Here is a 24186-nt window from a genome sequence, read left to right on the forward strand (position 1 = left end):
CGCAAAGCGCGCTATGGCTTTTGATCTTCATACCGCAGCAGGCCAGACACCACAAAGCGCGACTTGGGTGCAGGCCAAACGCAGACGACGCGCAGTGGGCCGAGCGGCATGGATGCCGCGAGAGCGCCGTCAGGACATGGATGTCCGTTCGGCGCGGGTCCACGGAGCGTCGTCGGAGTGCGGGTACCCGACGCAGGAGGGCCAAGCCAGGAGCCAGACACTTGGTTACTTGGTGTCCTTTCAAGTAACCCGCCGAAGGCGGAACAGTTTGGACGTTAGGACAAACCACACCGTCAGCGTCACCCCAAATAGTGGAAATGCGAACCATACAAGCCGGCTTGCTGGCGAACGCGGACCGTCAGACACGAATATGTCGCTGACACAACGCATTCGCCAGCAAGCCGGCTCCTACAGGTACTCGGGAAATTTCAGTCTGGCGCGCCCTGTAGAGCGAATTCCTTCGCCATGCGGTTGATCAGCCGCTGAAATATTCTGCAAGGCCGATATAGCAGGTCGCCAGGTGGTAAGGCGTGGTTGAAGGCATGTCGCTGCGGCTGATCTGGCCTTGGCTGTCCAGACACTCGTTCCAGCCGGTCGGGTGTAGAAAGCGTTGCTGCAGCGCATTCAGCTGGCGCGCCAGCAGTTCTTCACTGTCAGGGCGCAACGTCAGTGCCCTCAGGTATTCGGCTTGAGCCCAGATGCGCTGGGTCCCGTCTTTCACCGACCCGTCCACGTCCAGCATCGCTGCGACAGCGCCGGTGGTTTGATCCACCCCGTGTGCCTGGGCGTGGGCAAAGGCCGTAGTCAGCGAGCGATGCAGCGGTGTGCCGCGCAGGTGCCCGGATGATTCCAGCAAATAGAACCACTCGAACTGATGACCCGGCTCGGACCAGTTATCCACAGCGTCCAGCGGTTTCTCCAGCATCACCCCGTGCTCGATATCCACAAAGCGGCGTTGCATCGCTTCGGCGAGGCTGTCCAGCGCGGCCAGCGTGTCTGCGTCTTCGCGCACTTCCAGCGTGGCGAGAAAGGCTTCCGCGAGGTGCATCAGCGGGTTTTGCAGCGGGCCTGCGTTCAGCGACGACCAGTCTTCGGCCAGTACCGATTCATACAGGCCATCGCCGTCGGCGAAGCGTTGCGCAACGACGTTAAGCGCAGCGTTCAGCACTGACTCCACCAAAGGCTCACGGACTTTCGCCCAATAGTGCGCGCACGCGAAGATGATGAACGCGTGGGTGTACAGGTCCTTGCGGCGGTCCAGAGGAGCGCCCTGTGGATCAATGCTGTAGAACCAGCCGCCATGCTCAGCGTCGTGGAAATGCCGCTGCAGGGAGCGAAACAGCGCAGCCGCCCGTGCGTCCGCATCCGGCATCTGCGGATGGCCGATGAAGCTGGAAAACAGGAACAACTGCCGCGCGCACGCCATGGCGCGATATCGCTGGGGAGGGAGCGGCTGATGCTGTGCGTCCAGCGCCTCGTATGGCAGCGCCATTTCGGCATTCCAGCCTGGCCCCTGCCAGAGCGGCACGATCACGTCCATGAAGTGTTGCTGCACGGTGGAGAACACCGCGGACAGTTCAGACTTGGCGCGGAGAAGAGAAACGTCAGGCATCGGATGGCGTCACGGCAGGGGCAAATTGCGCGACATGGTAGCAGGGGACGGGGTTTTTGAGTCAGAAGCAGATCAATTGCAGGAGCGGCCTGGACCCAGCGCGCTCCTACCGAAGTTGCTATCAGCCCGCAAACAACCACACGCCGGTCGCCGCTGAAAGTGCGCCAGCGATCCGCACGATTGGCGCAGCGGCGGTGGGCAGCACGCGCACCACGCCATAGCCCGCTGCATGCAGCGCGGCGGTCGCGCCAACGAAGCCCATTGCATAGCCCCACGGGCTGGACATGTCGGGCAGCTCAAGACCATGGGCAACGCCGTGGAACAGTGCAAACAATGCAGTCGCCGCCACGGCCATGAACAGCGGAGGACGCACAGCGAGGGCCACGGCCAGGCCCAGCGCAAACACCGAAGCGGCAATGCCGCTTTCCAGTCCAGGCAGTGCCAGGCCTTCGAAGCCCAGCAAGCCGCCAATCAGCATGGTGCCGACGAAGGTGCACGGCAGTGCCCAGCGAGCGGCGCCTTTCTGTTGTGCCGCCCACAGGCCCACGGCAACCATCGCCAGCAGGTGGTCAATACCGCCCAAGGGGTGGCTGATGCCCGCCACAAGACCACTTTCGTCGTGGCCCGGGTGCGCGAAGGCCAAGGCCGGGGCCAGCAACAGGGCGAGGGTGCTCAGGATTTTTCTGCAGTTCATCAATGATTGTCCTTAATGAAGGGAGGGAAAGAGATCAGGCCGCTGTCAGCAGGCCCTGGCGCTCGATGAACGCGATGATGTCTTCAAGGCCGTGACCGGTTTTCTGATTACTGAAAACAAACGGCTTGTCGCCGCGCATCTTTTTGGTGTCGCGGTCCATCATCTCCAGCGATGCACCGACCAATGGCGCGAGGTCGATCTTGTTGATCACCAGCAGATCGGATTTGCAGATGCCCGGGCCCCCCTTGCGCGGCAGCTTGTCCCCTGCGGACACGTCGATCACGTAGATCGTCAGGTCCGACAGTTCGGGACTGAAGGTGGCCGACAGGTTGTCGCCACCTGACTCGACGATGATCAGGTCCAGACCCTCGAAGCGACGGTTCAACTGATCGACGGCCTCCAGATTGATGGAAGCGTCTTCGCGAATCGCCGTGTGCGGGCAACCGCCGGTTTCCACGCCAATGATGCGTTCCGGGGCCAGTGCCTCGTTGCGCACCAGAAAGTCGGCGTCCTCACGGGTGTAGATGTCGTTGGTGACCACGGCGAGGTTGTAGCGCTCGCGCAGGGCCAGGCACAGGGCGAGGGTCAGGGCCGTCTTGCCGGAACCGACCGGACCGCCGATACCGACACGCAGGGGTTGGCTGTTCATCAAATGCTCTCCGTTAATCTTCTTGTGCGTTTCGTGGTGTGGCCGCAGCCCTGATATCAGGATCGAAACAGGCGGCTGTACTGGCGTTCATGGGCCATGCTCGCCAGCGACAGGCCGAATGCGGCACTGCCAATGTGTTCAGGGTCGAGCTCGGTCGCGTGGTGTTGAGCGTCTTGCAGCAGTGGAAGCAGTTCACTGGTCAGGCGTTGAGCGGCCTGTTGCCCCAGCGGCAGTGTCTTCATCAGTACAGCGAGCTGGTTTTCCAGCCAGCTCCACAGCCACGCGGCCAGCGCATCCTGTGGATCGATCTGCCAGGCGCGCGCGGCAAGCGCCCAGCCGAGCGCCAGGTGGGGCTCGTCAATCTGCTGAAGGAAGTCACGCGCGGGCTGATCCAGTTCAGGCAACCCGTTGAGCAGTTGCTGCAACGAGTAACCCATTTGCCGGCTTTCCAGATGTAACTCGCGGGTTTCCCGACTGGCGCGATGCTGTTCGCTCAATTGCAGCAGACTCGCCCAGTTCTCTTCAGCGGCGGCCGTGCAATGCGCCAGTAGCAGCGGTGCTTCGAAGCGCGCCAAGTTAAGCAGCAGTTGGTCGCCGATCCAGCGACCCGCGCTGGACGGGTCGGTGACAACGGCATGTTCAACCGCCATCTCCAGCCCTTGCGAATAGCTGTAGCCACCAATCGGCAGTTGCGGGCTGGCCAGACGCAACAGCGCCCAGGCCTTGTTCATTTGCGCACGCCGAACTGGTGGATGCGTGGCGCGTAGTTGAAGTCTTCTTCACCTGCGCGTGAATGGTGATGGCCCCCGCCGTAAGCGCCGTGTTCCGGCTGGAAGGGGGCCTCGATGGACTCGCTGGTCGCGCCGAGCTGATCCAGCATGGCCCTGAGCACGTAGTCGTCGAGCAGCCGCAGCCAGCCGTCGCCCACTTGCAGTGCGACGTGACGGTTACCCAGGTGATAGGCCGCGCGGGTCAGCTCGAAGGCGCTGCTGCAGGTCACGTGCATGAGTTGCTCCGGGCGCGCACAGACTTTCACCACGCGACCATCTTCGGCCTTCAGAAAATCGCCGTCACGCAACGGTGGCTGGCCACGCTCAAGGAACAGGCCAACGTCTTCGCCCTCGGCACTGAAACAGCGCAAGCGGCTTTTACTCCGCGCCTCGAAATTCAAATGCAGCTCGGCGGCCCATTCAGCTTGGGGTTCGATTCGTTGATGAATCACCAGCATCGGAAAACTTCCAGCAATGTGCGATGCAATGTTTAGAGCAAGTGGCTTGCCAACTGACGGAACGGTCAGAAATTGCCTACATGCAGTGCGGGAGTGATTGGGAATGGGGCGACGGGGTGAAGTGTATTGGTGCGCGTGACCGATTAGCGCACCAATAATGTGCTTTTTGCGGGGGCGATGCCTTCTGAAGGAGTGAGTTTGCTCGCGACGGCGGTGTGTCAGAAACACCAACGCGAACGGTAGAACGCATTCGAGCAAGCTCACGCCTACAGGGGGGGTGGTTTACTCGGTACTGCCAAGCCCCTGCCAGCGCTTGGCGCCTATAAAGATGAAGCGCAGTTGCTGGGTAATCTTCGCGCGCGGCGTCAGGTGCTCGGCAAGCGTGACGGGGGGCGGGTCAATCAGCTCAGGTAGCATTGCAAACACGCTTTTGACCACTAGGTCGGCCATGACCGAGAGGTCGTCGGTGTTCAGATGCTGGAATTTGGACATCGACGCCAGGTCGGTCGCCAGGTCGGCAATGATCGCCTCTCGCAACGCGCCCAGCGCCTGGCGGACCTTCAAAGAACCGCCGTATTGCTCACGCGCCAGAAACAGGAACTGCGAGCGATTGGCGGCGACGACATCGAGAAAGATGCGGACCGACGCATCAATGATGCCGCTGTTAATGTTCTCGTTATGCCGCACCAGGCGAATGGTTTCACGGAAGGTCTGACCGACCTCGCTCACCAGCGCCAACCCGAGGTGGTCCATGTCGTCGAAGTGACGATAGAAACCGGTCGGTACGATCCCGGCGGTCTTGGCCACTTCGCGCAGACTGAGGCTGCCAAATCCCCGGCCGCTCTCCATCAACCCACGGGCTGCATCGAGCAGGGCGTGGCGGGTCTGCTGTTTCTGTTCGGCGCGGGGAAGCATTGGATGACGGGTATCTGAATGAAGAATGGAAAGCACTCTAACAAATGCGTTTGCGTTGCGTCGAACCGGGTTTCCGGGCATGTGGTTCGGAAAATGAAAAAGCCCGGCAACACGGCCGGGCAGATTCACGGTAACGGCGGGCTCAGGAAACGCGCTGGTATTGCTGCACCAGACGGTCCGGGCCATTGTCGGCGACACGCTGATAACGGTGTGCAAGGCTGTTGCAGTTTTCCTCGGCAGCCACGCGCTGATACTGGTTGATCAGGCGATCTGGACCGTCTTGCGCCAGCGTAGGCAGACCCGCTTCCTGGCTCGCTTTCGCTTCACCAAGTACGGGCTGTTCGCTGGCAGGCATGGCGAACGCGCTCGAGGCGAGGAGAGAAAGGGTCAGGGCGATCAGTTGGCGTTTCATGGACGGTGCCTCTCGAAAGGGCGGGTAGGTGAACATGGGTCCAATTTTACGGGGGCACCGGATTTAAAGAAGTTCAAAGCGCTGATGGTGACCATCGACAGAATTGATTAAGGCCGCAAAGCCTTCTGGAGCGGGGCTTTACGCGCTATTACCTGTCGCGCGGCCTGCTGTTTTCCCTCATGCGAATCCGGACGGAGGGAACTTTATGACCATGGATTTCCGGATTTCATCAAACCCACGGGGCTTTTGTCAGTCGAAGGGCTAAGACGTATGAGACGCGCCAGGACGGGGCGTCGGTATTTGGGGAGAAAACGCAATGACGCGAGGCCGCAAGATTTTTGCCTGGACAGTCGGCATTCTGCTGTTGTTACTGGCTGTTCTGATCATTGTCATCGCGACGTTCGACTGGAATCGGCTAAAGCCGACCATCAACGAAAAGGTATCTGCCGAGTTGCACCGACCGTTTGCCATCAACGGCAATCTGGCTGTGTCTTGGCGCCGTGAGCCGGATGAAGGCGGATGGCGCGCCTGGATTCCATGGCCGCACATGTCGGCGGAAGACATCGCATTGGGTAACCCCGAATGGTCGAAAACCCCTCAGATGGTGACCCTCAAACGTGTGGAGATGCGATTGGCACCGCTGCCGTTGCTGGCGCAGCGTGTGGTGATTCCCCGCATCGACCTGACCGAACCAAACGCCAGGATCGAGCGTCTGGCGGACGGACGCGCGAACTGGGTATTTGATCTGCCAAAAAGCGACCCAAACGCCAAACCTTCCAGTTGGGTGGTGGATATTGGCTCCATCGGGTTCGACAAGGGCCTGGTCAGCTACAACGACCAGATGATCAATACCTCGGTCGACGTGGTCATCGATCCGTTGGGCAAACCGATCCCGTTCAGCGACATCGTGGGCAGCGGCGAGGCGAAGAAGGTGTCGGACAAGGGGGCATCTGCCCAGGATTACGCTTTTGGCTTCACCGCCAAAGGTCAGTACCACGGCCAGAAGCTCAACGGCAGCGGCAAAGTCGGCGGCTTGCTGGCTTTGAAGGACGCGACCCTGCCGTTTCCGGTGCAGGCCGACGTCAGCGCGGGCAACACGCGGGTTGCGGTCGCGGGCACCGTGACGGATCCTCAGAATCTGGGCGAACTGGACCTGCGCCTGAAACTCTCGGGTGACAGCCTCGGTAACCTGTATCCACTGACCGGCGTAACGCTGCCCGACTCGCCGCCGTACTCCACCGACGGGCGTTTGATCGCCAAGCTGCACGATCCGGCTGGCGCCTCGTTTCAATACAAAGGCTTCAACGGCAAGATCGGGGACAGCGATATCCATGGCGATCTTGGCTTCGTGGCCAGCCAGCCGCGGCCGAAGCTGACCGGTGCGCTGGTGTCCAATCAATTGTTGATGGCCGACCTCAAACCGCTGATCGGTGCTGATTCCAATGCGGAGCAGAAAACCCGTGGCGGCGCGAGCAAGCAGCCGGCGGACAAAGTGCTGCCGGTCGAGGAGTTCAAGACCGACCGCTGGAGCGCCATGGACGCCGACGTCGAGTTCACGGGCAAGAAAATCGTGCAGAGTGCCGACCTGCCATTCACCGACCTCTATACCCATGTCGTCCTCAACGATGGTCAACTGATCCTGGAGCCGCTTCGGTTTGGCGTGGCCGGCGGCAAGCTGGATGCCGACATCAAACTCAATGGTCATACCCAGCCACTGGAAGGACACGCAAAACTCTCGGCGCGTAACTTCAAGCTCAAGCAACTGTTCCCGACGTTTGAACCGATGAAAACCAGTTTTGGTGAATTGAACGGCGACGCGGACATCAGTGGCAAAGGCAATTCAGTTGCGGCGTTGCTGGGCACCGCCAACGGCGAGATGAAAATGCTGGTCAACGACGGCGCCATCAGCCGGGGCCTGATGGAGATCGCCGGGCTCAACGTGGGCAACTACGTGGTGGGCAAGCTGTTCGGGGACAAGGATGTGAAGATCAATTGTGCGGCGTCGCATCTGGGCATCAAGGACGGCCTGGCGAAGACCAACCTGTTTGTCTTCGACACCGAGAACGCGATCATCTATGTGGACGGCACCGCGAATATGAAGACGGAGCAACTGGACATGAAGATCACGCCGGAATCGAAGGGTTTCCGTGTATTCTCGCTGCGTTCGCCGCTGTACGTGCGCGGGCCTTTCATCAAACCGAATGCGGGTGTTGAGTCAGGCCCGTTGCTGTTACGAGGCGCCGGGATGGTCCTTTTGGGCGCTGCGGTCGGGCCTGCCGCGGGTCTGCTGGCGTTGGTTGCCCCGAGCGCGGGTGAGCCTAACCAGTGCGCTCCATTGCTGGAGCAGATGCGCGCGGGCAAGGCGCCGAAGACGGTGAAGTAAACCCGGAATACGTGCGCGCTCCTGTAGGCGCGCGCTTGGTCTGAGCCGCACCCGGACGTCGTCGGCGTGTCAGACACAGTGTTGTCACAGACAGATCGCAATTGCGGGCAAGCGCGCTCCTACAGGGATTTATATCCAGCCCTCACCCACAAAAAAGCCAGGACATCGGTCCTGGCTTTTTCATTGCCGTTCAAGCATCACAGCCCGTCGAGAATATCCGCCATGTCGTCAGCGTGTTCTTCTTCCTGAGCCAGGATCTCTTCGAAAATACGGCGCGTGGTCGGATCCTTATCGCCGATGTACTGAATGATCTCGCGATAGCTGTCGATCGCGATGCGCTCGGCGATCAGGTCTTCGGTGACCATTTCTTTCAGCGTGTTGCCCGCCACGTACTGCGCGTGGGAATTCTTGGACAGCAGGTCGGGATTGAGTTCAGGTTCGCCGCCCAGTTGCACAATGCGCTCGGCCAGCTTGTCGGCGTGCTCGGCTTCCTGCTCGGCGTGCTCCAGGAACTCGGCGGCAGCGACTTGCGCTTTCACGCCTTTGGCCATGTAGTAGTGGCGCTTGTAGCGAAGCACGCAGACCCATTCGGTTGCCAGCGACGCATTGAGCAGGCGAATGATCTCTTCGCGGTCGCCATCGTAGCCTTCGGTCACGGCACCGTTTTCAACGTTTTGACGCGCGCGCTCGCGCAGGGTGCTGACATCAGTTAAATGCACATCGCTCATCATTTTTCTCCAGGTGCTGATCCGGTTTTAGCCGTCTCGCTCTTGATGCGTCGGTCGCGTGGACCGACGCCTGGCAAGATCGGGTCTTAAGGTGTGAGTGGTACGCGGCGGGAAAAGTTTGATTTTGTTTATCGACTTACATCGCCCGCTCGTTGGCCTCACGCTGCTCGCAGGTCATGAAGCCCTTGCTGTCTACGCGGTCGTTGGCGCCGAACGTCACGTAATAGGCCTGTTGATGACCGTCTTTGTTGAGGATGTAGTTGTTGCAGGTCCCCGGATGAACCTTGCGATGCACGCGCGTGGAAGGTTCGCCACCGATGGTCAGCACCTGCTGCTCGGTCATGCCTTCTTCCACCTGCTTGACCAGCGGTTCATTGCGATACGTCGCGTAATCCACAGGGTTTTGCAGGGTTGTCGAGGTACAGCCAGCCAGCGCGGCCATTGCAAACATTACTGCCAGAGATTGCTTGTGCATAACCGGTCACTCCACGGAAAGGCCCTCATTGGCCCGTTGCACTTATGAGCGTCGGTCGAATGAAAGAGTTCGATTGAAAGATGGCGATGGGGCATTACTCCGCTTGTCATGATGGATGAATGGTTTGCGGCTAGTGTCTGTAGGAACGTGCTTGGCCGTGACGCTTCGGTGTTTGCGCAACATCCTCGTCGCCAGACAGCGTTTTCGCGGGCAAGCGCGCTCCTACAACGACCATGCTCAGGATTCAATCGCTCATGACGCAAGAACTGGCCACGCGTTATCCAATCGTGCTGGTGCCCGGATTGTTGGGATTCGTGAAACTGGTGGTCTATCCGTATTGGTTTGGCATTGTCAGCGCCTTGCGGCGAGGCGGGGCGACCGTCATCCCGGTGATGGTTTCTGCAGTCAATTCCACCGAAATTCGCGGTGAGCAGTTGCTGCTTCGAATAGAAGAGATCCTGCGGGAAACCGGTGCGGACAAGGTGAATTTGATCGGTCACAGCCAGGGCGCACTGACGATTCGCTACGTCGCAGGCGTGCGTCCGGACCTGGTGGCCTCTGTGACCTCTGTGGCAGGGCCTAACCACGGCTCGGAACTGGCCGACTACCTCGAAGAGCATTTCCCTCAGAGCACTGTGCGCGGAAGGCTGGTCAATGCGGCGATTCGCCTGACCACGCTGATGCTGGCCGTGCTGGACACCGGCTATCGCGGCACCCGTCTGCCCACTGACGTCGACGCGGCTCACCACTCGCTTACAACCAGCGGCGTTGCGCGGTTCAACGCGTTGTTTCCCCAAGGTCTGCCCAAAACCTGGGGCGGGCAGGGGGACGAACTGGTCAATGGGGTGCGCTACTACTCCTGGTCCGGAACGCTGCAGCCTGGTCGTACCGATCGTGGAAAGAACCTGTTCGATACCACTAATCTCACCTGCCGAATATTTGCTCGCACGTTCAAGAAAGAGCGAGGTCAATCTGATGGCATGGTCGGGCGATTCAGTTCGCACCTGGGCACGGTCATCGGTGACGACTTTGCGCTCGACCATTTTGACATCGTCAACCAGCACCTCGGTCTGGTGGGCAAGGGAGCCGATCCCGTGGGGTTGTTTCTCGAACACGCCAGACGCTTGAAAGCTGCCGGTCTTTGACTTTATGAGACGTAGTTCGTGATCAGTAGGCCCGAATGGGCCGCTAAGGAAGTGATGCGATGAGCGATAAAGAACTGTATGAGATCGAGTACACGCTGGCCGGTGAACACCATGTCGATGTGATTGAAGACCTGGACGTTCCGATTATCGAAGTCGTCCACGAACTGGCGCTAAAGCACCATGTCGCAGTGGACGACGATCCGCTCGATGCCGGTAATCCGCACGTGGACCTGCCCCATGTCGCGGGCATCACCGACGTGTCGATTCACAGCACCGAGGCCGCTGAAAAAGCCTGAGTCAGGCTGCGCGCTTGAGCGTCTTCTTGCGCAGGGGTGTGGTCCAGCGTTCAGCGAGGATCACGCCGCCCAGCGTTAGCGCTCCGCCGACGAAGTGGTAAGCGGCCAGTTGTTCTCCCAGCGCCAGCGCTGCAACCAGTGCCGTGAAAATCGGCACCAGATTGAAGAACAGCGTCGTGCGGCTCGGGCCAAGAGTGCTGATGGCCTTCATCCAGAGCAGCGGCGCCAGCATCGACGTCGGAATGCACGCATAAAGCACCAGTGGAACGTTGTTGGCAGTAAGACCTGTTTTCGGCGAAAACAGGAAAAGCGGAAACAACGCGACGATCGCCACCAGAATCTGCAGATACAGCAATTGCAGTGGTGGCATGCGCAGCTGCCATTTCTTTAGCAGCGTGCTGTACGTTGCGTAAGCCAGGGTGGCCACCAGCATCATCAGGTCGCCCAGATTGACGCCATGCGCGATCAATACGGCCCAACTGCCTTGTGACACCACCAGCAGCACTCCGGCGAACGACACCAGCGCACCGACCAGCGCGCCGGCAGTCAATGCCGTGCCGAGGCTGGCAATCGACATGCCGAGCGTCATGACAGGGACCAGCGACAGAATGATCCCGATATTGGTGGCCGTGGTGACGGTCGCTGCGTAGTACGCCAGGCTTTGGTAAATCGCCATGCCCAGAACACCCAGCACGATCACTTTGCCCACGATGGGCTTGATCGCGGCACGGTTGCGCAGCACCGGGCCGAGCAGGAAGGGTGTGAACAGCAAGCCCGCGAGCAACCAGCGGTAGAAGCCGATCTCTGCTGGAAAGATGCGACCTGCGGCAGCTTTAGTGATGACGTTGTTGCCCGCCCAGATCATGACGGTGACGAGGGGATAAAGGTATTGCATGGAGAAACCGGCAGCAAAGTGAAGCGCCATTATCGGCTTGTGAGCACCTGCGTCTACCTCACTGGCAGTATTCTCTGAAATATGACGCAACATTCTTTGACTACACTGCTTCGAAAGCTGCGCGGGTGCGCGGCGGTCCTGGAGAATGTCGATGAAAATGTTGCGTGTTCCTCTGCTGGTCGTGGGCTTGTTGATGTGCGCTCAAGGTTTTGCCGCCACGGCGCAGCAGAACAAAATGACCACCTGCAATGCCGATGCCACGGCCAAATCCTTGAAGGGCGATGAGCGTAAGGCGTTCATGAGCACCTGCCTGAAAGCGGCGCCCGCTCCGGCGGCAACCCAGCAGGAAAAGATGAAAACCTGCAACGCGACGGCCACGACGCAGGCGTTGAAAGGCGATGCGCGCAAAGCGTTCATGAGCGATTGTCTCAAGAAGAAATAATTTTCTCGGTGCCAGTCCGGGCGTCGGAAACAGATGCCCGGGCCTGTACTTCCTGCGACTGCGGCCGATGATTCGGGTTGCAAGCGCAGCATCCCCACGCTTGAGCCCCCCGCGACCTTCGCATCGCTGGTTCTCGACTCAGAACGCTGGCAGACTGCCCATCTTTTCAAGCCGCTCGTTTGAGGCTGTATGCCAACGTTTTCGCCGCGTCAAGTGTATCTGGCCAGCTACATCCTGGTGTTCGGTGGTCTGCTTCTGGTGCTACCACTCAATCTGTTGCCCAGCCTGCTGGCTGGCTTGCTGGTCTACGAGCTCGTGGACATGCTGACCCCGCAGTTGCAACGGCTGATCGCGGGGGAGCGCGCGCGCTGGCTGGCGGTCGCCTTGCTCGGCACGATTGTGGTCAGCGTGCTGTCGCTGTTGTTCGCCGGGGCAATCAGTTTTCTGTTGCACGAGGCGGAAAACCCGGGCGCGTCGCTGGACAAATTCATGATTCTGGTCGAACGTGCTCGCGGCCAGTTGCCGCCCATGATCGATAACTATTTGCCCGCCAGCGCGACCGAATTTCAGGTGTCGCTCAGCGCCTGGCTGACCAAACATATCGGTGAGTTACAACTGCTGGGCAAAGGCGCGGCGCACATGTTCGTGACCCTGTTGATCGGCATGGTCCTGGGTGCAATCATCGCGCTCCAGCGCATTCCTGATGTCACCAAGCGCAAACCGCTGGCGGCTGCGCTGTTCGAGCGTCTGCATCTGCTGAGTCAGGCGTTTCGTAACATCGTGTTCGCGCAGATCAAGATTTCCCTGCTGAACACGGCGTTCACTTCGATTTTCCTGGCCGTCATCCTCCCGCTGTGCGGCGTACACCTGCCGCTGACCAAGACCCTGATTGTGCTGACCTTCCTGCTGGGCTTGTTGCCGGTGGTGGGTAACCTGATGTCCAACACGCTGATTTTCATTGTCGGCATGTCGTTGTCGATCTGGGTGGCGCTGGCGGCGCTGGGCTATCTGATCATCATCCACAAGGTTGAGTACTTCCTTAACGCGCGGATTGTGGGCGGGCAGATCAGTGCGAAATCGTGGGAGCTGCTGCTGGCGATGCTGATTTTCGAAGCGGCGTTTGGATTGCCCGGCGTGGTGGCGGGGCCGATTTATTACGCGTATCTCAAGAGTGAGTTGCGCAGGGCGGAGCTGGTCTGAGCTCGCTGATCATCCCCATGCTCTGTGTGGGGGCGCGGTGACGACGCTTTGCGCCGATGGGACGCGGAGCGTCCTGCACGGCATTCCCACGCAGAGCGTGGGAACGATCAATAATTCTCCACGCATGGCGGGTTAGCCGTACCGCTTCTTCGCTTCGATCGCCAGACCGCTTCCAATACTGCCAAAGATATTGCCTTCGACATGCCGCGCCTTGGGCAGCATGGCGGCCACGCTGTTGCGCAGCGCCGGGATGCCGCTCGAACCGCCTGTGAAGAACACGGTGTCGACATCGGTCACGCCGACGCCGGCGTCGTTCAGGAGGCGGGTTACGCTTTCACGAATACGCTCCAGCAGCGCGTCGATGGACGATTCGAACAGCTTGCGGGTCAGGTCAACGGTCAGGCCGGACTCGACACGGTCCATGGACACCACACGATTTTCCGCATGCGTCAGCTGGATCTTGGTTTCTTCGACTTCCATTGCCAGCCAGTGTCCGGCGCGTTGTTCGATCAGCTTGAACAGGCGGTCGATGCCCAGGCTGTCCTCAATGTCATAACGCATGCTGCCCAGCGCCAGCTGTGACTTCTGCGAATACACCGAGTTGATGGTGTGCCATGTGGCAAGATTCATGTGCGTGCTGGTCGGCATGTAGGCGCCGCTTTTCATGCGGCTGCCATAGCCAAACAGTGGCATCACGCCTTGCAGGCTCAACTGCTTGTCGAAGTCGGTCCCGCCAATGTGAACACCGCCGGTCGCCAGAATGTCGCTCTGGCGGTCATCGACCAGACGGCGCTGCGGCGACAAACGCACCAGCGAGAAGTCCGACGTACCGCCGCCGATGTCGACGATCAGTACCCGTTCTTCATGCTCCAGCGTCGACTCATAGTCGAAGGCTGCCGCAATGGGTTCGAACTGGAACGAAACGTCCTTGAAACCGATCTTGCGCGCCACCTCAGCCAGCGTGTCCTCGGCTTCCTGATCGGCGGCGGCATCGTCATCGACGAAATGCACCGGGCGGCCCAGCACCACTTGCTCGAATGACTGACCGGCCGCGGCTTCGGCGCGCTTTTTCAGCTCGCCGATAAACAGCCCGAGCAGGTCCTTGAATGGCATCGCCGTGCCGAGCACACTGGTGTCGTGCTTGATCAGCTTGGAACCGAGCAAACTCTTGAGCGAGCGCATCAGGCGGCCTTCGTAGCCTTCCAGGTATTCGTGCAAGGCCAGACGACCGTAGACTGGACGGCGCTCCTCCATATTGAAGAACACTACCGACGGCAGGGTGATCTTGTCGTCCTCCAGCGCGATCAGCGTTTCCGCTCCGGGGCGCAGCCAGCCGACCGTGGAGTTGGAGGTGCCGAAGTCGATGCCAACGGCACGGGCTGGGGATGGGGTGCTCATGTTCTTTACGTTCCAGTCAAAAAACGGCCGCGCAGTGTATGCGAGTACGCTGGCGTTTCGTAGCGCTCGATGTCGGTTTTTCACTGTATCGGTATGTATTTTGCGTCGACGGCTTGAACTGGGGCTTCAGGCCCCCAATCTTGTAGGCAACTCTTCATCGCATGTGGCCGGTCTGAACAACGTTTCAAGCTCGCGAGGCCGCGTGCCGATAACCTTGCAACATTCAGCGCGGCCAACGTTCTCATCTGATAACGCGATACGGAACTGTGCTGGATAATCCGGAATGGGTGACCGTTAGATGGACTTCAAAGACTATTACAAGATTCTTGGCGTAGAGCCGACGGCGGACGAGAAAACCATCAAGACCGCCTATCGCAAGCTCGCGCGCAAGTATCACCCCGATGTCAGCAAAGAAGTGGGCGCGGAAGAAAAGTTCAAAGAGGCGTCCGAGGCCTACGAAGCGCTGAGCGATCCCGAGAAGCGCGCCGAGTACGACGACATCCGCAAATATGGCCAGCAAGGTCGTTTCCAGCCGCCTCCGGGTTGGCAGGGGCGTGGTGGCGCGGGCGCAGGTTCGGGCTTTGGTGGGGGCGGCGGTTTCGAGGGCGGCGATTTTTCCGACTTCTTCAGCTCAATCTTCGGTAATCGTGGCGGCCCGCAAGGCGGTCGACCGCACAGCACGGGGCGTCGAGGACAAGACGTGGAAATGGAACTGGCGATTTTCCTTGAGGAAACCCTCTCGACCGAATCCAAGAAAATCAGCTTCAAGGTGCCGCAGCACAGTGCCAACGGCCAGCGCATGGCTGACATCACCAAGACCTTGAACGTGAAGATTCCGGCGGGGGTTACCGACGGCGAGCGCATTCGTCTTAAAGGTCAGGGCGCTCCTGGCGTGGCCGGGGGGGAGAATGGTGACCTGTTTTTGACCATTCGTCTGGCGCCGCACCCCAAGTTCGACGTTGAGGGTCACGATCTGATCATCACCGTCCCGCTGGCGCCATGGGAGGCCGCGCTCGGCGCCAAGGTCGCCGTACCGACGCTGACCGGCAAGATCAACCTGACCATTCGTCCGGACAGCCAAAGCGGCCAGCGGCTGCGGGTCAAAGGCAATGGTCTGTTAAACAAGCAGGGCCAGCGTGGCGATCTGTATGCGCAGTTGAAGATCGTCATGCCCAAGTCCACCGATGAAGCCACCAAGGCGCTGTGGGAGAAGCTGGCTGAAAAGGCCGCTTTCGACCCGAGGGCTCAATGGAGTAGCTGATCATGAGCAATACCCTGGTCGTAGACATGCAAGAATTCTGTCAGGTGGTCGACATGCCGGTCGCCTATGTTATCGAGATTGTCGAGCACGGCATCGTCGAACCTCAGGGACAGAAGCCGGACGAATGGCTGTTCGACACGTATTCACTGTCTGTGGCCAAGCGTGCGGCCAAATTGCACCACGATCTTGCAATGGAATGGGACGGCGTCGCCCTGGCGCTGAACCTGCTGGACGAGCTTGAGCAGGTTCGGGCCGAGAACCGCATGCTCAAGCAACAGTTGGGGCGGTTTTTACAGGATTGACCGGGAGCTGAGCCTGGCGCCACGCGGCCAATCTTTGTAGGAGCCGGCTCGCTGGCGAATGCGGGAGGGCAGACGACTTAGTGTCAGCTGATCCGTCGCTTTCGCCAGCAAGCCGGCCCCTACAGGAGAAGGGGCAGGACTCGCAGCTGTCACCCCTTCTTCGGCAACACCACGGTAAACGTGGTCCCGTCGCCAATATTCGACTGCACGGTAATGCTTCCTCCGTGAGCATTCACCACTTCCTTCACGATGAACAACCCCAATCCAAGGCTGGTGGAAGGGTTATGCGTGCCCGCTTCTTCATTGAGCGAGCGCACCAGCGGATCGAAGATGCTGCCAATCGCTTCCTGGGCAATCGGTTCGCCGTCGTTGTGTACCGAGAGGCTGACGTGGCTTTCGCTGCCCATCAGCGAAACGCTGATTTTGTGCGTCGCCGCGCCGTGTTGCAGGGCATTGCCGATCAGGTTCTGCAGCATCTGATCGATTCGCGAACGGTCCCATTCGCCCTGTGTGTCTCCGGTCGTGGTGAATTTAGGGTCGCAATCCGGATGCCCGGCGATGGCTTCATCGATGGCGTCACGGCAGGCGACGGTCATCTCCATGGGTTTACGCTCGATGGGCAGCGTCACGCCCAGACGGCTGCGCACGAACTCCAACAGGTCGCTCACCATGGTCGCCATGTGTTTGCTGCTGCTTTTGATGCGCTTGATATACGCCATCTCCGTGTCGCCCAGCCCGGATTTTCTCATCAGGATTTCCGACGACATGCTGATGGCCTGTAAAGGCGCCCGCAGATCATGACCCAGAATGGCGAGGAAGATGTCCCGCGAGCGCGTGACGCGTTCGGCATAGGCGGCGGTGGACTCGGCCAGGGCTTCGTCAATCGCCTCATTGAAACGGATCATGTCGGTAAAGTGCGCGGTTTCCGGCGACGTCAGGCTTTCGGCCCAGAAGCGAATGACCGTTGCACGCAAATGCCGGAACTCCGAGGTCATCTGCACCAGGTCGAACCCGACGGTGTGTCGCAGTTCACCGTGGCTGGCGGCGGCCTGGTCCAGCGTCGGCGTCTTGCCCACGTCTTCGCCTTGAGCCTTGGCGATCTGCTCCGCCTTGGTCTGCGCGGTGTTCATGTCCCGTGCGGCGGCCAGCAGAATCGCCTTTGCATGATCGCGCAGCTCCAGGCTGTTCATCGACTCCGCCGCAGGGGTCATCGTGGCGGCGAATGTCTCCCATTCATCGACGATGCGGTCCACGTTCTGCGCGATGAAATCGGAAAGACGCATGGGTAACAACCTTGCTGGCAGGGCGCTGAATGAATTGGCGCCATCTTAGCGCCATGTTGTGACGGGAAGAACAGGCGATTGAATCTGATCGGCGTCGTTTACTGTCATTTCTGACAGTAGACAGGTCAGGACGGCAGGAATACGGTCATCTGACCCTACAAACAGGGAAGAAAGGAGCTCACCGAGGAAGTAGTCACTGTAAATACGGTCAGAGAGCAGCCTCCGATTTCCAGCCATGGAGACCGCAGGAGGCGACACCGAAAGGAGATCGGTCATGGCAATCATTGAAGCAAGTGATGAGGTTTTTACGAAAGAGGTCCTGCAAGCCTCGACCCCGGTTGTTGTGGAGTTCAGTAAGCCTGGAGTGAACAAGTACCCAGATCCTAAAGACGGCACGGTGATGGAGCAGGCCAATAACAGCAGCCGCATGAATGAGATTCTTGACGCACTGTCGGTGGATTATGGCGATCGGGTGAAGTTTGTGCGCATCGATCTTGATAGCAATCCTGAGTCGGCCAAGCTGTGCGGCATCGCGGAAGCGCCGGCATTGTTCTTCATTCAGCGTGCTCCTGAGTTCCATCTGAAGTTCTGGATAAAGAAAAGAATTGACGCGATGTTGGAGTAGGCAATCGTTGTCGGCTGCAGTTACGAGGGATACACCCGCTCAGGAGAGCAATCATGTCTAGAGAGGATTTCGATCATTACCTGGAAGATCAGATCAGACTGGTCACCGAGAAGATTGCCGATACCAGGCATGCGCCCGGTGATCCCAATGATGATGTATCCAGAGGCAAACTGCTGGTCTACTCAGCGTTGCAAAAGAGTGTGAGTAAACAAAAACTTTCCAACCAGGAGCTGGGCGTCTTGGGAGCCGTTAATGATGTGCTGCAGATGTTGGGACTGATTGATCGGAAGACCACGTTACTGGAGGTCATGAGTAAATCGTCCTGAGCGCTGGCGTGATTCCGTCATCGCGCGGTTGCCGACGATGGTGAGTTCGGTTACGCCATCGCGGGCAAGCGCGCTTCTACGGAAACGATGAGTTGTCAGAACAGAAAGTACCGCTGCGCCATCGGCAGCACTTCTGCTGGTTCGCACCACAGCAACACCCCGTCGGCCTTGACCTGATAGGTCTGAGGGTCGACGTCGATGTGGGGCAGGTAGTCGTTGTGGATCAGGTCTGCCTTGGTCACGCTGCGGCAGCCTTTGACGACGCCGATCTGTTTTTTCAGACCCAGTAGCTCGGGAACGCCGGCGTCCATCGCGGCCTGGCTGATGAACGTGATGCTGCTGGCGTGCAGCGAGCTGCCGTAGCTGGCGAACATCGGGCGGTAGTGCACGGGTTGTGGGGTGGGGATCGAGGCGTTGGCGTCGCCCATCAGGCTCGCCGCAATGGAGCCGCCTTTGAGGATCAGCGTCGGCTTCACCCCGAAGAATGCAGGGCGCCACAACACCAGATCCGCCCATTTGCCGATTTCGACCGACCCGACTTCGTGGCTGATGCCGTGGGTGATCGCCGGGTTGATGGTGTACTTGGCGATGTAGCGTTTGGCGCGGAAGTTGTCGTTGCCTTCGCCATCGCCCGGCAATGGACCACGTTGACGCTTCATTTTGTCGGCGGTCTGCCAGGTGCGCATGATCACCTCGCCGACCCGGCCCATGGCCTGACTGTCGGAGCTCAGCATGGAGAACGCGCCGAGGTCGTGAAGAATGTCTTCGGCGGCAATGGTTTCGCGACGGATGCGGCTCTCGGCGAACGCGACGTCTTCGGCGATGCTCGGGTCCAGATGATGGCAGACCATCAACATGTCCAGGTGCTCGTCGATGGTGTTGCGGGTGAACGGCCGGGTCGGGTTGGTCGAGCTCGGCAGCACGTTGGGGAAACCGCAGGCCTTGATGATGTCCGGCGCGTGGCCGCCACCGGCACCTTCGGTGTGGTAGGTGTGGATGGTGCGGTTCTTGAACGCGCCCAGCGTGGTTTCGACGAAGCCGGACTCGTTCAGCGTGTCCGTGTGGATCGCCACCTGCACGTCGTACTGATCGGCAACGCTCAGGCAGTTGTCGATGGCGGCGGGCGTGGTGCCCCAGTCTTCATGAAGCTTGAGGCCAATGGCGCCAGCCTTGACTTGTTCGACCAGCGGTTCCGGCAGGCTGACGTTGCCTTTGCCGGTGAAACCGATGTTCATGGGGAACGCTTCAGCGGCCTGCAGCATGCGCTTCATGTGCCACGGACCGGGCGTAACGGTCGTTGCGTTTGTGCCGGTAGCCGGGCCGGTGCCGCCGCCGATCATGGTGGTGACGCCGCTCATCAGGGCTTCTTCGATCTGCTGCGGGCAGATGAAGTGAATATGCGTGTCGACGCCGCCAGCGGTCAGGATCATCCCTTCTCCGGCGATGATTTCGGTGGCGGCGCCGATGGCGATGGTCACGTCGGGCTGAATGTCCGGGTTGCCCGCTTTGCCGATCGCGGCAATGCGACCGTCCTTGATGCCGACATCGGCCTTGACGATGCCCCAGTGGTCGACGATCAGCGCGTTGGTGATCAGCGTGTCGACGACTTCCGCCGCCAGCAACTGGCCCTGGCCCATGCCGTCCCGAATGACCTTGCCGCCACCGAACTTCACTTCTTCGCCGTAGGTGGTGAAGTCTTTTTCGACTTCAATCCATAACTCGGTGTCCGCCAGACGCACACGGTCGCCGACGGTAGGGCCGAACATGTCGGCGTAGGCTTGTCTGGAAATTTTCATGTAGTCGCCTTGGCATTCAGTGATCGTTCCCACGCGCTGCGTGGGAACGCATCTGGTGACGCTCTGCGTCACAAAACGGACGCGGAGCGCCCAGTCCGGGTTACCACGCGGAGCGTGGGAACGATCAATACGTTTTTGAAGCGGGCAGCTTACAAATCCCCCATCACCCGTCCCGCGAAACCGAACACCCGGCGATGGCCCGCCAGGTCCACCAGCTCGACTTCCCGTGCCTGGCCCGGTTCGAAGCGCACGGCGGTGCCGGCCGGGATGTTCAGGCGCATGCCGCGGCTGGCGGCACGGTCGAAGGTGAGGGCGTCGTTGGTCTCGAAAAAATGAAAGTGTGAGCCGACCTGAATCGGACGGTCGCCGCTGTTGGCGACGCTGAGGGTGATTGTGCGGCGACCGGCATTGAGCTCGATCTCACCGGCCTGGATCTGGTATTCACCAGGAATCATGCGCTCTTCCTCGACAGTAACTTGTAGTAAATGGCGGTGGCGTGGTACTCGCCGTCTGGATTGCAGGCGTAGTCCGGCAGCTTGCCGGAGAGCTGGTAACCAAGCGCGCGGTAGAAATCTTCTGCAGGCGAACCTGCCAGCGTATCGAGGTACAGCAACCCGCGATTATGCTGTTGCGCGGCCTGTTCCACGGCATTCATCAGTTGGGTGGCAAGCCCGCGACGGCGGGCGTGATGCAGCACCAGCAGCTTCTGTACCTCCGCGCGGTTCAAGCCGTTCGCCTTCTGACACAGCGCCAGCTGCACACTGGCCAGTACCTGTTCTTCCTGCACAACGACCCATAGCAATACTTTGCCCTGCTCAACCTCCGTTCTGACGCCTTCCCACCAACAGTAGGCTTCGTCGGCGCTCAGGTCGGCCATGAATCCCACCGATGCGCCTCGGTGCACTGCGTCCAGCAACAACGCCACCAGTCCGTGGCGGTAGTGCGCGAAGCTTTCGCTGGTGACACGTCGTAACTGAGCGGCATTCATGAGTTGGCTTCCTTCAAGAGAGATCAATCAGGGCACACAGAGCGGTCAGGGATTTTTCTTCGCTGGTGCCTGAGACGGGGGGGGGGGGGGGGTGGTGGGGGGGGGGGGGGGGGGGGGGGGGGGGGGGGGCGAGGCTCCCGGTGACAGGTCCAGTTGCATGAACGTCAGGTCCAGCCAGCGGCCGAATTTGGTACCAACCTGCGGCATCTGGCCGGTGGTGACGAAACCCTGCTTTTCATGCAGGTGGATCGACGCAGCGTTGCCGCTTTCGATGGCGGCGACCATCACGTGTTTGTCGCAGGCCCTGGCGCGCTCTATCAACGCCTTCATCAGCAAGGGACCCAAGCCGTTGCCGCGTTGATCGGCACGTACGTAAACCGAATGCTCGACGGTGTGGCGGAAACCTTCGAACGGACGCCAGTCGCCGAACGAGGAATAGCCCAGCACCTGACGGGCGTCATCCACGACCACCAGAATCGGGTATCCCTGTGCCTGGCGAGCGGCGAACCACGCTTCGCGGTTGGCCAGATCCACGGGCTGCTCATTCCAGATCGCCGTGGTGTTGAGAACGGCGTCGTTGTAAATGTCCAGCACCGCAGGCATGTCCGTCAGCAGTGCGTCACGAATCGTAAAGGTCATGTCCGTTTTCACTTGTTCAGAACGTGCTTCAGGCAATCGGTTGATGCACGGTCACCAGCTTGGTGCCGTCCGGAAACGTAGCCTCGACCTGGATTTCCGGAATCATTTCCGCGATGCCTTCCATCACTTGTTCGCGGGTCAACAGGGTGGTGCCGTAATGCATCAGCTCAGCGACCGTCTGCCCATCGCGGGCGCCCTCCAGCAGCGCGGCCGAGATGAATGCCATCGCTTCCGGGTAATTGAGCTTCAAGCCCCGGGCCAGCCGCCGCTCGGCCACCAGGCCTGCCGTGAAGATCAGCATCTTGTCTTTTTCGCGTGGAGTCAGGTCCATGTTTTTTTCCGTTTCAAAAATCAACTAAATGAAAGCGCAGCGACCTCTGTAGGAGCGTGGCTTGTCCCGCGATCGGTTGCGAAGCAATCGTAATTTCTACTGGCCGGGTATGTCTGACAATCCGCGTTTTCCGGGTTTGCTGCCGGTCCCCGGCAGATCGTGGGACAAGCCGCACTCCTACAAGGGAACGGTGTCGCTTATGTACTCCAGATCCTCGGCGCTACCGCGTCGCGGCCCAACAGGGCCGGGCGCAGCAGTTTCCATAATTCGATCAGCCAGGCTCGCGCATGCAGGGCTTCATCGGCCAGGCAGCGGGCGATGATCAGCCCCGGTACTTGACTCAGGTCGCCTCGCACCGGCGAATGTTCAGCCAGTGCGCGGCAACGCTCCATTAACTCTGCATCGACTTCGCCGGTCACGATGAGCGTTGCAAACACCGGTTTGCCGCCCAGTCCTACGGGCGAGTCCAGCAGACCGTCGTTGCCCGTGATGCGTTGGCGCTCGTGCCACAACAACTTGCCGTCGCGGCGTATGTCGAGGTGCGCCTGAAAATGCCCTTGCTCGAAGCGCTCGCCACTGGCCGGCCGGCCCAACGCAACCACGTCCCAAAAAAGCAGGCGCGCATCGCATTCAAGGTCGATTCGGGTCGTGAGCTCTGCCTTGGCCTCACTGAACACGATCGTCTCCTGCGGCAGCCATTCCAGCGTGCCGCCGGCCGCAACCTTCAACTCAAGCTTTTGATACGCAGGAGAGGCCGCGCGATACCACTTGGCGGCGCCAGGGCTGGTCAGTTGGGCCCAGGCCTGCGGGCCGACGCTGGCGCTGATGTCCAGACGGTCACCACCGGCAATACCGCCGGGCGGATGAACGATGATGTGCTGGCAGACTTCAGGGCCTTCGGCGTAAAGGTGTTTCTGCACCCGCAGCGGGCCCTTGTGACGACGCTGGATCGGGCGCGTGCTGTCGCCGAAGCGCCCATAGCCCAGCTCCAGCTCGGCATGCCAGCTGGGCGTGAACAGGGCGGTGTGGGCAGGAAGATTCATAGGGCTCGTTATCGTTTTTGAAGGCATCTACCTTAGCCGATCGGCGCGTCAAATGGTGACCAGACCACGTACGCCTTCGGCCTCCATATCCTCACCGCGACCTTGCTGAATGATTTCGCCGCGGGACATGACAATGTACTGATCCGCCAGCTCGGCGGCGAAGTCGTAGAACTGCTCCACCAACAGAATGGCCATGTCGCCCCGAGCCGCGAGTTTCTTGATCACGGCGCCGATTTCCTTGATCACCGACGGCTGGATGCCCTCGGTCGGCTCATCGAGTATCAACAGCCGTGGACGACTCGCCAGGGCCCGACCAATCGCCAGTTGCTGCTGTTGACCACCGGACAAGTCGCCGCCACGGCGGTGCTTCATCTGCAGGAGCACCGGGAACAACTCATAGATGAACGCCGGCACCTCCCTGGCTTCGGAACCGGGGAAGCGCGACAGGCCCATCAGCAGGTTTTCTTCCACGGTCAGACGACCAAAAATCTCCCGACCTTGCGGCACGTAGGCAATACCGGCATGTACGCGTTGATGAGGCTTGAAGCCGGTGATCGGCTTGCCTTCCCACTGCACCACACCTTCTTTGGCGGGCAGCAGGCCCATCAACACCTTGAGCAACGTGGTCTTGCCCACGCCATTGCGTCCCAGCAGGCAAGTGACCTCGCCGACCTTCACGTCGAAGGACAGGCCGCGCAGGATGTGGCTGCCGCCGTAGTACTGATGAAGCTTTTCTATTTGCAACATGTTCGAACTCTCCCGGTGATCGTTCCCACGCTCCGCGTCACTAGTGTCCGGTAAATATGTTTCATAGTTGAAGGCTGCCCTGAGCAGCCTTCAACTGATCCTGTTCCTGTCGTCGTCGGTCTTTGAATTCCTGGGTAGCAGGCCGTTCATGCAAGGCATAAGCGATACGAACCGTCAGCTCAAACAACGAGCCCTGAAACCCTGAGCGGCGGTGGAACAGGTGCAACAACAGATAGCTGATCAAGGCGCTGTAGATCTGCAGGCGCACGGCGTTTTCGGAGAAGGCATAGAAGCGTTTGAGTTTCAGATGTTGCTTGATCCACTTGAAAAACAGCTCGATCCTCCAGCGATCTTTGTACAAGTTCGCGATTTC

At 59.9% G+C, this 24186-nt stretch carries 29 protein-coding genes; 9 read left to right on the forward strand and 20 right to left on the reverse strand.

Translation table 11 applies throughout. The features are described from left to right. Nucleotides 1-475 precede the first annotated feature (475 nt). The 7 genes from BMY73_RS26400 to BMY73_RS26430 all read right to left on the reverse strand — a co-directional run bounded on the left by BMY73_RS26400 (nt 476) and on the right by BMY73_RS26430 (nt 5510). Complete coding sequence (locus BMY73_RS26400) at nt 476-1612, reverse strand: AGE family epimerase/isomerase (protein ID WP_092410803.1); 1137 nt, start codon at nt 1610-1612, stop codon at nt 476-478. A gap of 121 nt (nt 1613-1733) precedes the next feature. Then, nucleotides 1734-2306 carry a HupE/UreJ family protein gene (locus BMY73_RS26405; RefSeq protein ID WP_092410805.1) on the reverse strand — a complete coding sequence of 191 codons (573 nt, stop codon included), beginning with the start codon at nt 2304-2306 and terminating at the stop codon, nt 1734-1736. Nucleotides 2307-2340: 34 nt separating this feature from the next. Continuing rightward, a complete protein-coding gene (ureG, locus tag BMY73_RS26410) occupies nt 2341-2955 on the reverse strand; it encodes an urease accessory protein UreG (protein ID WP_062378949.1) in 615 nt (204 codons plus the stop codon). A 56-nt stretch (nt 2956-3011) separates the two neighbouring features. After that, a complete protein-coding gene (locus BMY73_RS26415; protein WP_092410807.1) occupies nt 3012-3686 on the reverse strand; it encodes an urease accessory protein UreF in 675 nt (224 codons plus the stop codon). Further along, nucleotides 3683-4183, reverse strand: a complete 501-nt coding sequence (gene ureE, locus BMY73_RS26420; RefSeq protein WP_062378945.1) for an urease accessory protein UreE — start codon at nt 4181-4183, stop codon at nt 3683-3685. The genes BMY73_RS26415 and ureE overlap by 4 nt, the downstream gene beginning before the upstream one ends. Before the next feature lie 282 nt (nt 4184-4465). Next, nucleotides 4466-5098 carry a TetR family transcriptional regulator gene (locus BMY73_RS26425; protein WP_062378943.1) on the reverse strand — a complete coding sequence of 211 codons (633 nt, stop codon included), beginning with the start codon at nt 5096-5098 and terminating at the stop codon, nt 4466-4468. Nucleotides 5099-5240: 142 nt separating this feature from the next. Beyond that, nucleotides 5241-5510 carry a hypothetical protein gene (locus BMY73_RS26430; RefSeq protein WP_062378941.1) on the reverse strand — a complete coding sequence of 90 codons (270 nt, stop codon included), beginning with the start codon at nt 5508-5510 and terminating at the stop codon, nt 5241-5243. A gap of 316 nt (nt 5511-5826) precedes the next feature. On the opposite strand from BMY73_RS26430, the gene BMY73_RS26435 reads away from it, so the two are divergent. Further along, nucleotides 5827-7893: an AsmA family protein gene (locus tag BMY73_RS26435; protein WP_092410809.1), complete on the forward strand. Its 2067-nt coding sequence runs from the start codon at nt 5827-5829 to the stop codon at nt 7891-7893. Between the two features lie 197 nt (nt 7894-8090). Here BMY73_RS26435 and BMY73_RS26440 read toward each other — a convergent pair whose 3' ends face one another. Together BMY73_RS26440 and osmE are read right to left on the reverse strand one after the other, a co-directional pair. Further along, nucleotides 8091-8621 (reverse strand): ferritin-like domain-containing protein, encoded by a 531-nt coding sequence (locus BMY73_RS26440; protein WP_092410811.1) that lies wholly within the window; start codon nt 8619-8621, stop codon nt 8091-8093. 136 nt (nt 8622-8757) lie between these two features. Then, complete coding sequence (osmE, locus tag BMY73_RS26445) at nt 8758-9096, reverse strand: osmotically-inducible lipoprotein OsmE (protein WP_092410813.1); 339 nt, start codon at nt 9094-9096, stop codon at nt 8758-8760. Between the two features lie 254 nt (nt 9097-9350). Between osmE and BMY73_RS26450 the strand changes: the two genes are divergently transcribed. Together BMY73_RS26450 and BMY73_RS26455 are read left to right on the forward strand one after the other, a co-directional pair. After that, entirely contained in the window at nt 9351-10241 is an 891-nt protein-coding gene (locus tag BMY73_RS26450) for an esterase/lipase family protein (RefSeq protein WP_092410815.1), read from the forward strand. 59 nt (nt 10242-10300) lie between these two features. Further along, entirely contained in the window at nt 10301-10537 is a 237-nt protein-coding gene (locus tag BMY73_RS26455; RefSeq protein ID WP_092410817.1) for a hypothetical protein, read from the forward strand. A gap of 1 nt (nt 10538) precedes the next feature. Here the strand turns inward: BMY73_RS26455 and BMY73_RS26460 are convergent, their stop codons facing one another. Next, on the reverse strand, nt 10539-11432 hold the full coding sequence (locus BMY73_RS26460) for a DMT family transporter (RefSeq protein WP_092410839.1): 894 nt from the start codon (nt 11430-11432) through the stop codon (nt 10539-10541). A 151-nt stretch (nt 11433-11583) separates the two neighbouring features. On the opposite strand from BMY73_RS26460, the gene BMY73_RS26465 reads away from it, so the two are divergent. Together BMY73_RS26465 and BMY73_RS26470 are read left to right on the forward strand one after the other, a co-directional pair. Then, complete coding sequence (locus tag BMY73_RS26465; RefSeq protein ID WP_062378931.1) at nt 11584-11874, forward strand: PsiF family protein; 291 nt, start codon at nt 11584-11586, stop codon at nt 11872-11874. A 189-nt stretch (nt 11875-12063) separates the two neighbouring features. Further along, the gene (locus tag BMY73_RS26470) at nt 12064-13074 is read left to right on the forward strand and encodes an AI-2E family transporter (RefSeq protein ID WP_062378929.1); all 1011 of its coding nucleotides are present in this window, start codon (nt 12064-12066) and stop codon (nt 13072-13074) included. Between the two features lie 132 nt (nt 13075-13206). On the opposite strand, the gene BMY73_RS26475 is transcribed toward BMY73_RS26470, so the two are convergent. Further along, nucleotides 13207-14472, reverse strand: coding sequence for an Hsp70 family protein (locus BMY73_RS26475; RefSeq protein ID WP_092410819.1), 1266 nt, complete (start codon nt 14470-14472; stop codon nt 13207-13209). Nucleotides 14473-14770: 298 nt separating this feature from the next. On the opposite strand from BMY73_RS26475, the gene cbpA reads away from it, so the two are divergent. Beyond that, the gene (gene cbpA, locus BMY73_RS26480) at nt 14771-15733 is read left to right on the forward strand and encodes a curved DNA-binding protein (protein WP_092410821.1); all 963 of its coding nucleotides are present in this window, start codon (nt 14771-14773) and stop codon (nt 15731-15733) included. A 2-nt stretch (nt 15734-15735) separates the two neighbouring features. Further along, entirely contained in the window at nt 15736-16035 is a 300-nt protein-coding gene (locus BMY73_RS26485) for a chaperone modulator CbpM (RefSeq protein ID WP_092410823.1), read from the forward strand. A 149-nt stretch (nt 16036-16184) separates the two neighbouring features. Here the strand turns inward: BMY73_RS26485 and BMY73_RS26490 are convergent, their stop codons facing one another. Next, complete coding sequence (locus BMY73_RS26490; protein WP_092410825.1) at nt 16185-17318, reverse strand: sensor histidine kinase; 1134 nt, start codon at nt 17316-17318, stop codon at nt 16185-16187. Between the two features lie 274 nt (nt 17319-17592). Here BMY73_RS26490 and BMY73_RS26495 point away from each other — a divergent pair, with 274 nt between their 5' ends. Both BMY73_RS26495 and BMY73_RS26500 read left to right on the forward strand, forming a co-directional pair. After that, nucleotides 17593-17943 carry a thioredoxin family protein gene (locus BMY73_RS26495; protein ID WP_092410827.1) on the forward strand — a complete coding sequence of 117 codons (351 nt, stop codon included), beginning with the start codon at nt 17593-17595 and terminating at the stop codon, nt 17941-17943. Between the two features lie 53 nt (nt 17944-17996). Beyond that, nucleotides 17997-18269: a hypothetical protein gene (locus BMY73_RS26500; RefSeq protein ID WP_062378918.1), complete on the forward strand. Its 273-nt coding sequence runs from the start codon at nt 17997-17999 to the stop codon at nt 18267-18269. A 95-nt stretch (nt 18270-18364) separates the two neighbouring features. On the opposite strand, the gene ureC is transcribed toward BMY73_RS26500, so the two are convergent. From ureC to BMY73_RS26540, 8 genes are all read right to left on the reverse strand, one after another. Next, nucleotides 18365-20065, reverse strand: coding sequence for an urease subunit alpha (ureC, locus tag BMY73_RS26505; protein ID WP_092410829.1), 1701 nt, complete (start codon nt 20063-20065; stop codon nt 18365-18367). Nucleotides 20066-20214: 149 nt separating this feature from the next. Next, entirely contained in the window at nt 20215-20520 is a 306-nt protein-coding gene (locus tag BMY73_RS26510; protein ID WP_092410831.1) for an urease subunit beta, read from the reverse strand. Next, nucleotides 20517-21053, reverse strand: coding sequence for a GNAT family N-acetyltransferase (locus BMY73_RS26515; protein ID WP_092410833.1), 537 nt, complete (start codon nt 21051-21053; stop codon nt 20517-20519). The genes BMY73_RS26510 and BMY73_RS26515 overlap by 4 nt, the downstream gene beginning before the upstream one ends. Nucleotides 21054-21098: 45 nt before the next feature. After that, complete coding sequence (locus tag BMY73_RS26520; RefSeq protein ID WP_092410835.1) at nt 21099-21692, reverse strand: GNAT family N-acetyltransferase; 594 nt, start codon at nt 21690-21692, stop codon at nt 21099-21101. Nucleotides 21693-21720: 28 nt separating this feature from the next. Continuing rightward, the gene (gene ureA / locus BMY73_RS26525) at nt 21721-22023 is read right to left on the reverse strand and encodes an urease subunit gamma (RefSeq protein WP_062378910.1); all 303 of its coding nucleotides are present in this window, start codon (nt 22021-22023) and stop codon (nt 21721-21723) included. A gap of 197 nt (nt 22024-22220) precedes the next feature. Continuing rightward, nucleotides 22221-23066, reverse strand: a complete 846-nt coding sequence (locus tag BMY73_RS26530; RefSeq protein WP_062378908.1) for an urease accessory protein UreD — start codon at nt 23064-23066, stop codon at nt 22221-22223. 48 nt (nt 23067-23114) lie between these two features. After that, nucleotides 23115-23813, reverse strand: coding sequence for an urea ABC transporter ATP-binding subunit UrtE (urtE, locus tag BMY73_RS26535; protein ID WP_092410837.1), 699 nt, complete (start codon nt 23811-23813; stop codon nt 23115-23117). A gap of 61 nt (nt 23814-23874) precedes the next feature. Next, the coding region (locus BMY73_RS26540; protein ID WP_139214286.1) for a transposase at nt 23875-24186 on the reverse strand (312 nt) is incomplete at its 5' end.

This window comes from Pseudomonas sp. NFACC02 (assembly GCF_900110765.1).
Taxonomy (GTDB): domain Bacteria; phylum Pseudomonadota; class Gammaproteobacteria; order Pseudomonadales; family Pseudomonadaceae; genus Aquipseudomonas.

Bases quoted from the DNA above. Each gene is read 5' to 3' on its own strand.
- BMY73_RS26400 (WP_092410803.1), bottom strand. From the start codon at position 1,612: ATGCCTGACGTTTCTCTTCTCCGCGCCAAGTCTGAACTGTCCGCGGTG.
- BMY73_RS26405 (WP_092410805.1), bottom strand. From the start codon at position 2,306: ATGAACTGCAGAAAAATCCTGAGCACCCTCGCCCTGTTGCTGGCCCCG.
- ureG (WP_062378949.1), bottom strand. From the start codon at position 2,955: ATGAACAGCCAACCCCTGCGTGTCGGTATCGGCGGTCCGGTCGGTTCC.
- BMY73_RS26415 (WP_092410807.1), bottom strand. From the start codon at position 3,686: ATGAACAAGGCCTGGGCGCTGTTGCGTCTGGCCAGCCCGCAACTGCCG.
- ureE (WP_062378945.1), bottom strand. From the start codon at position 4,183: ATGCTGGTGATTCATCAACGAATCGAACCCCAAGCTGAATGGGCCGCC.
- BMY73_RS26425 (WP_062378943.1), bottom strand. From the start codon at position 5,098: ATGCTTCCCCGCGCCGAACAGAAACAGCAGACCCGCCACGCCCTGCTC.
- BMY73_RS26430 (WP_062378941.1), bottom strand. From the start codon at position 5,510: ATGAAACGCCAACTGATCGCCCTGACCCTTTCTCTCCTCGCCTCGAGC.
- BMY73_RS26435 (WP_092410809.1), top strand. From the start codon at position 5,827: ATGACGCGAGGCCGCAAGATTTTTGCCTGGACAGTCGGCATTCTGCTG.
- BMY73_RS26440 (WP_092410811.1), bottom strand. From the start codon at position 8,621: ATGAGCGATGTGCATTTAACTGATGTCAGCACCCTGCGCGAGCGCGCG.
- osmE (WP_092410813.1), bottom strand. From the start codon at position 9,096: ATGCACAAGCAATCTCTGGCAGTAATGTTTGCAATGGCCGCGCTGGCT.
- BMY73_RS26450 (WP_092410815.1), top strand. From the start codon at position 9,351: ATGACGCAAGAACTGGCCACGCGTTATCCAATCGTGCTGGTGCCCGGA.
- BMY73_RS26455 (WP_092410817.1), top strand. From the start codon at position 10,301: ATGAGCGATAAAGAACTGTATGAGATCGAGTACACGCTGGCCGGTGAA.
- BMY73_RS26460 (WP_092410839.1), bottom strand. From the start codon at position 11,432: ATGCAATACCTTTATCCCCTCGTCACCGTCATGATCTGGGCGGGCAAC.
- BMY73_RS26465 (WP_062378931.1), top strand. From the start codon at position 11,584: ATGAAAATGTTGCGTGTTCCTCTGCTGGTCGTGGGCTTGTTGATGTGC.
- BMY73_RS26470 (WP_062378929.1), top strand. From the start codon at position 12,064: ATGCCAACGTTTTCGCCGCGTCAAGTGTATCTGGCCAGCTACATCCTG.
- BMY73_RS26475 (WP_092410819.1), bottom strand. From the start codon at position 14,472: ATGAGCACCCCATCCCCAGCCCGTGCCGTTGGCATCGACTTCGGCACC.
- cbpA (WP_092410821.1), top strand. From the start codon at position 14,771: ATGGACTTCAAAGACTATTACAAGATTCTTGGCGTAGAGCCGACGGCG.
- BMY73_RS26485 (WP_092410823.1), top strand. From the start codon at position 15,736: ATGAGCAATACCCTGGTCGTAGACATGCAAGAATTCTGTCAGGTGGTC.
- BMY73_RS26490 (WP_092410825.1), bottom strand. From the start codon at position 17,318: ATGCGTCTTTCCGATTTCATCGCGCAGAACGTGGACCGCATCGTCGAT.
- BMY73_RS26495 (WP_092410827.1), top strand. From the start codon at position 17,593: ATGGCAATCATTGAAGCAAGTGATGAGGTTTTTACGAAAGAGGTCCTG.
- BMY73_RS26500 (WP_062378918.1), top strand. From the start codon at position 17,997: ATGTCTAGAGAGGATTTCGATCATTACCTGGAAGATCAGATCAGACTG.
- ureC (WP_092410829.1), bottom strand. From the start codon at position 20,065: ATGAAAATTTCCAGACAAGCCTACGCCGACATGTTCGGCCCTACCGTC.
- BMY73_RS26510 (WP_092410831.1), bottom strand. From the start codon at position 20,520: ATGATTCCTGGTGAATACCAGATCCAGGCCGGTGAGATCGAGCTCAAT.
- BMY73_RS26515 (WP_092410833.1), bottom strand. From the start codon at position 21,053: ATGAATGCCGCTCAGTTACGACGTGTCACCAGCGAAAGCTTCGCGCAC.
- BMY73_RS26520 (WP_092410835.1), bottom strand. From the start codon at position 21,692: ATGACCTTTACGATTCGTGACGCACTGCTGACGGACATGCCTGCGGTG.
- ureA (WP_062378910.1), bottom strand. From the start codon at position 22,023: ATGGACCTGACTCCACGCGAAAAAGACAAGATGCTGATCTTCACGGCA.
- BMY73_RS26530 (WP_062378908.1), bottom strand. From the start codon at position 23,066: ATGAATCTTCCTGCCCACACCGCCCTGTTCACGCCCAGCTGGCATGCC.
- urtE (WP_092410837.1), bottom strand. From the start codon at position 23,813: ATGTTGCAAATAGAAAAGCTTCATCAGTACTACGGCGGCAGCCACATC.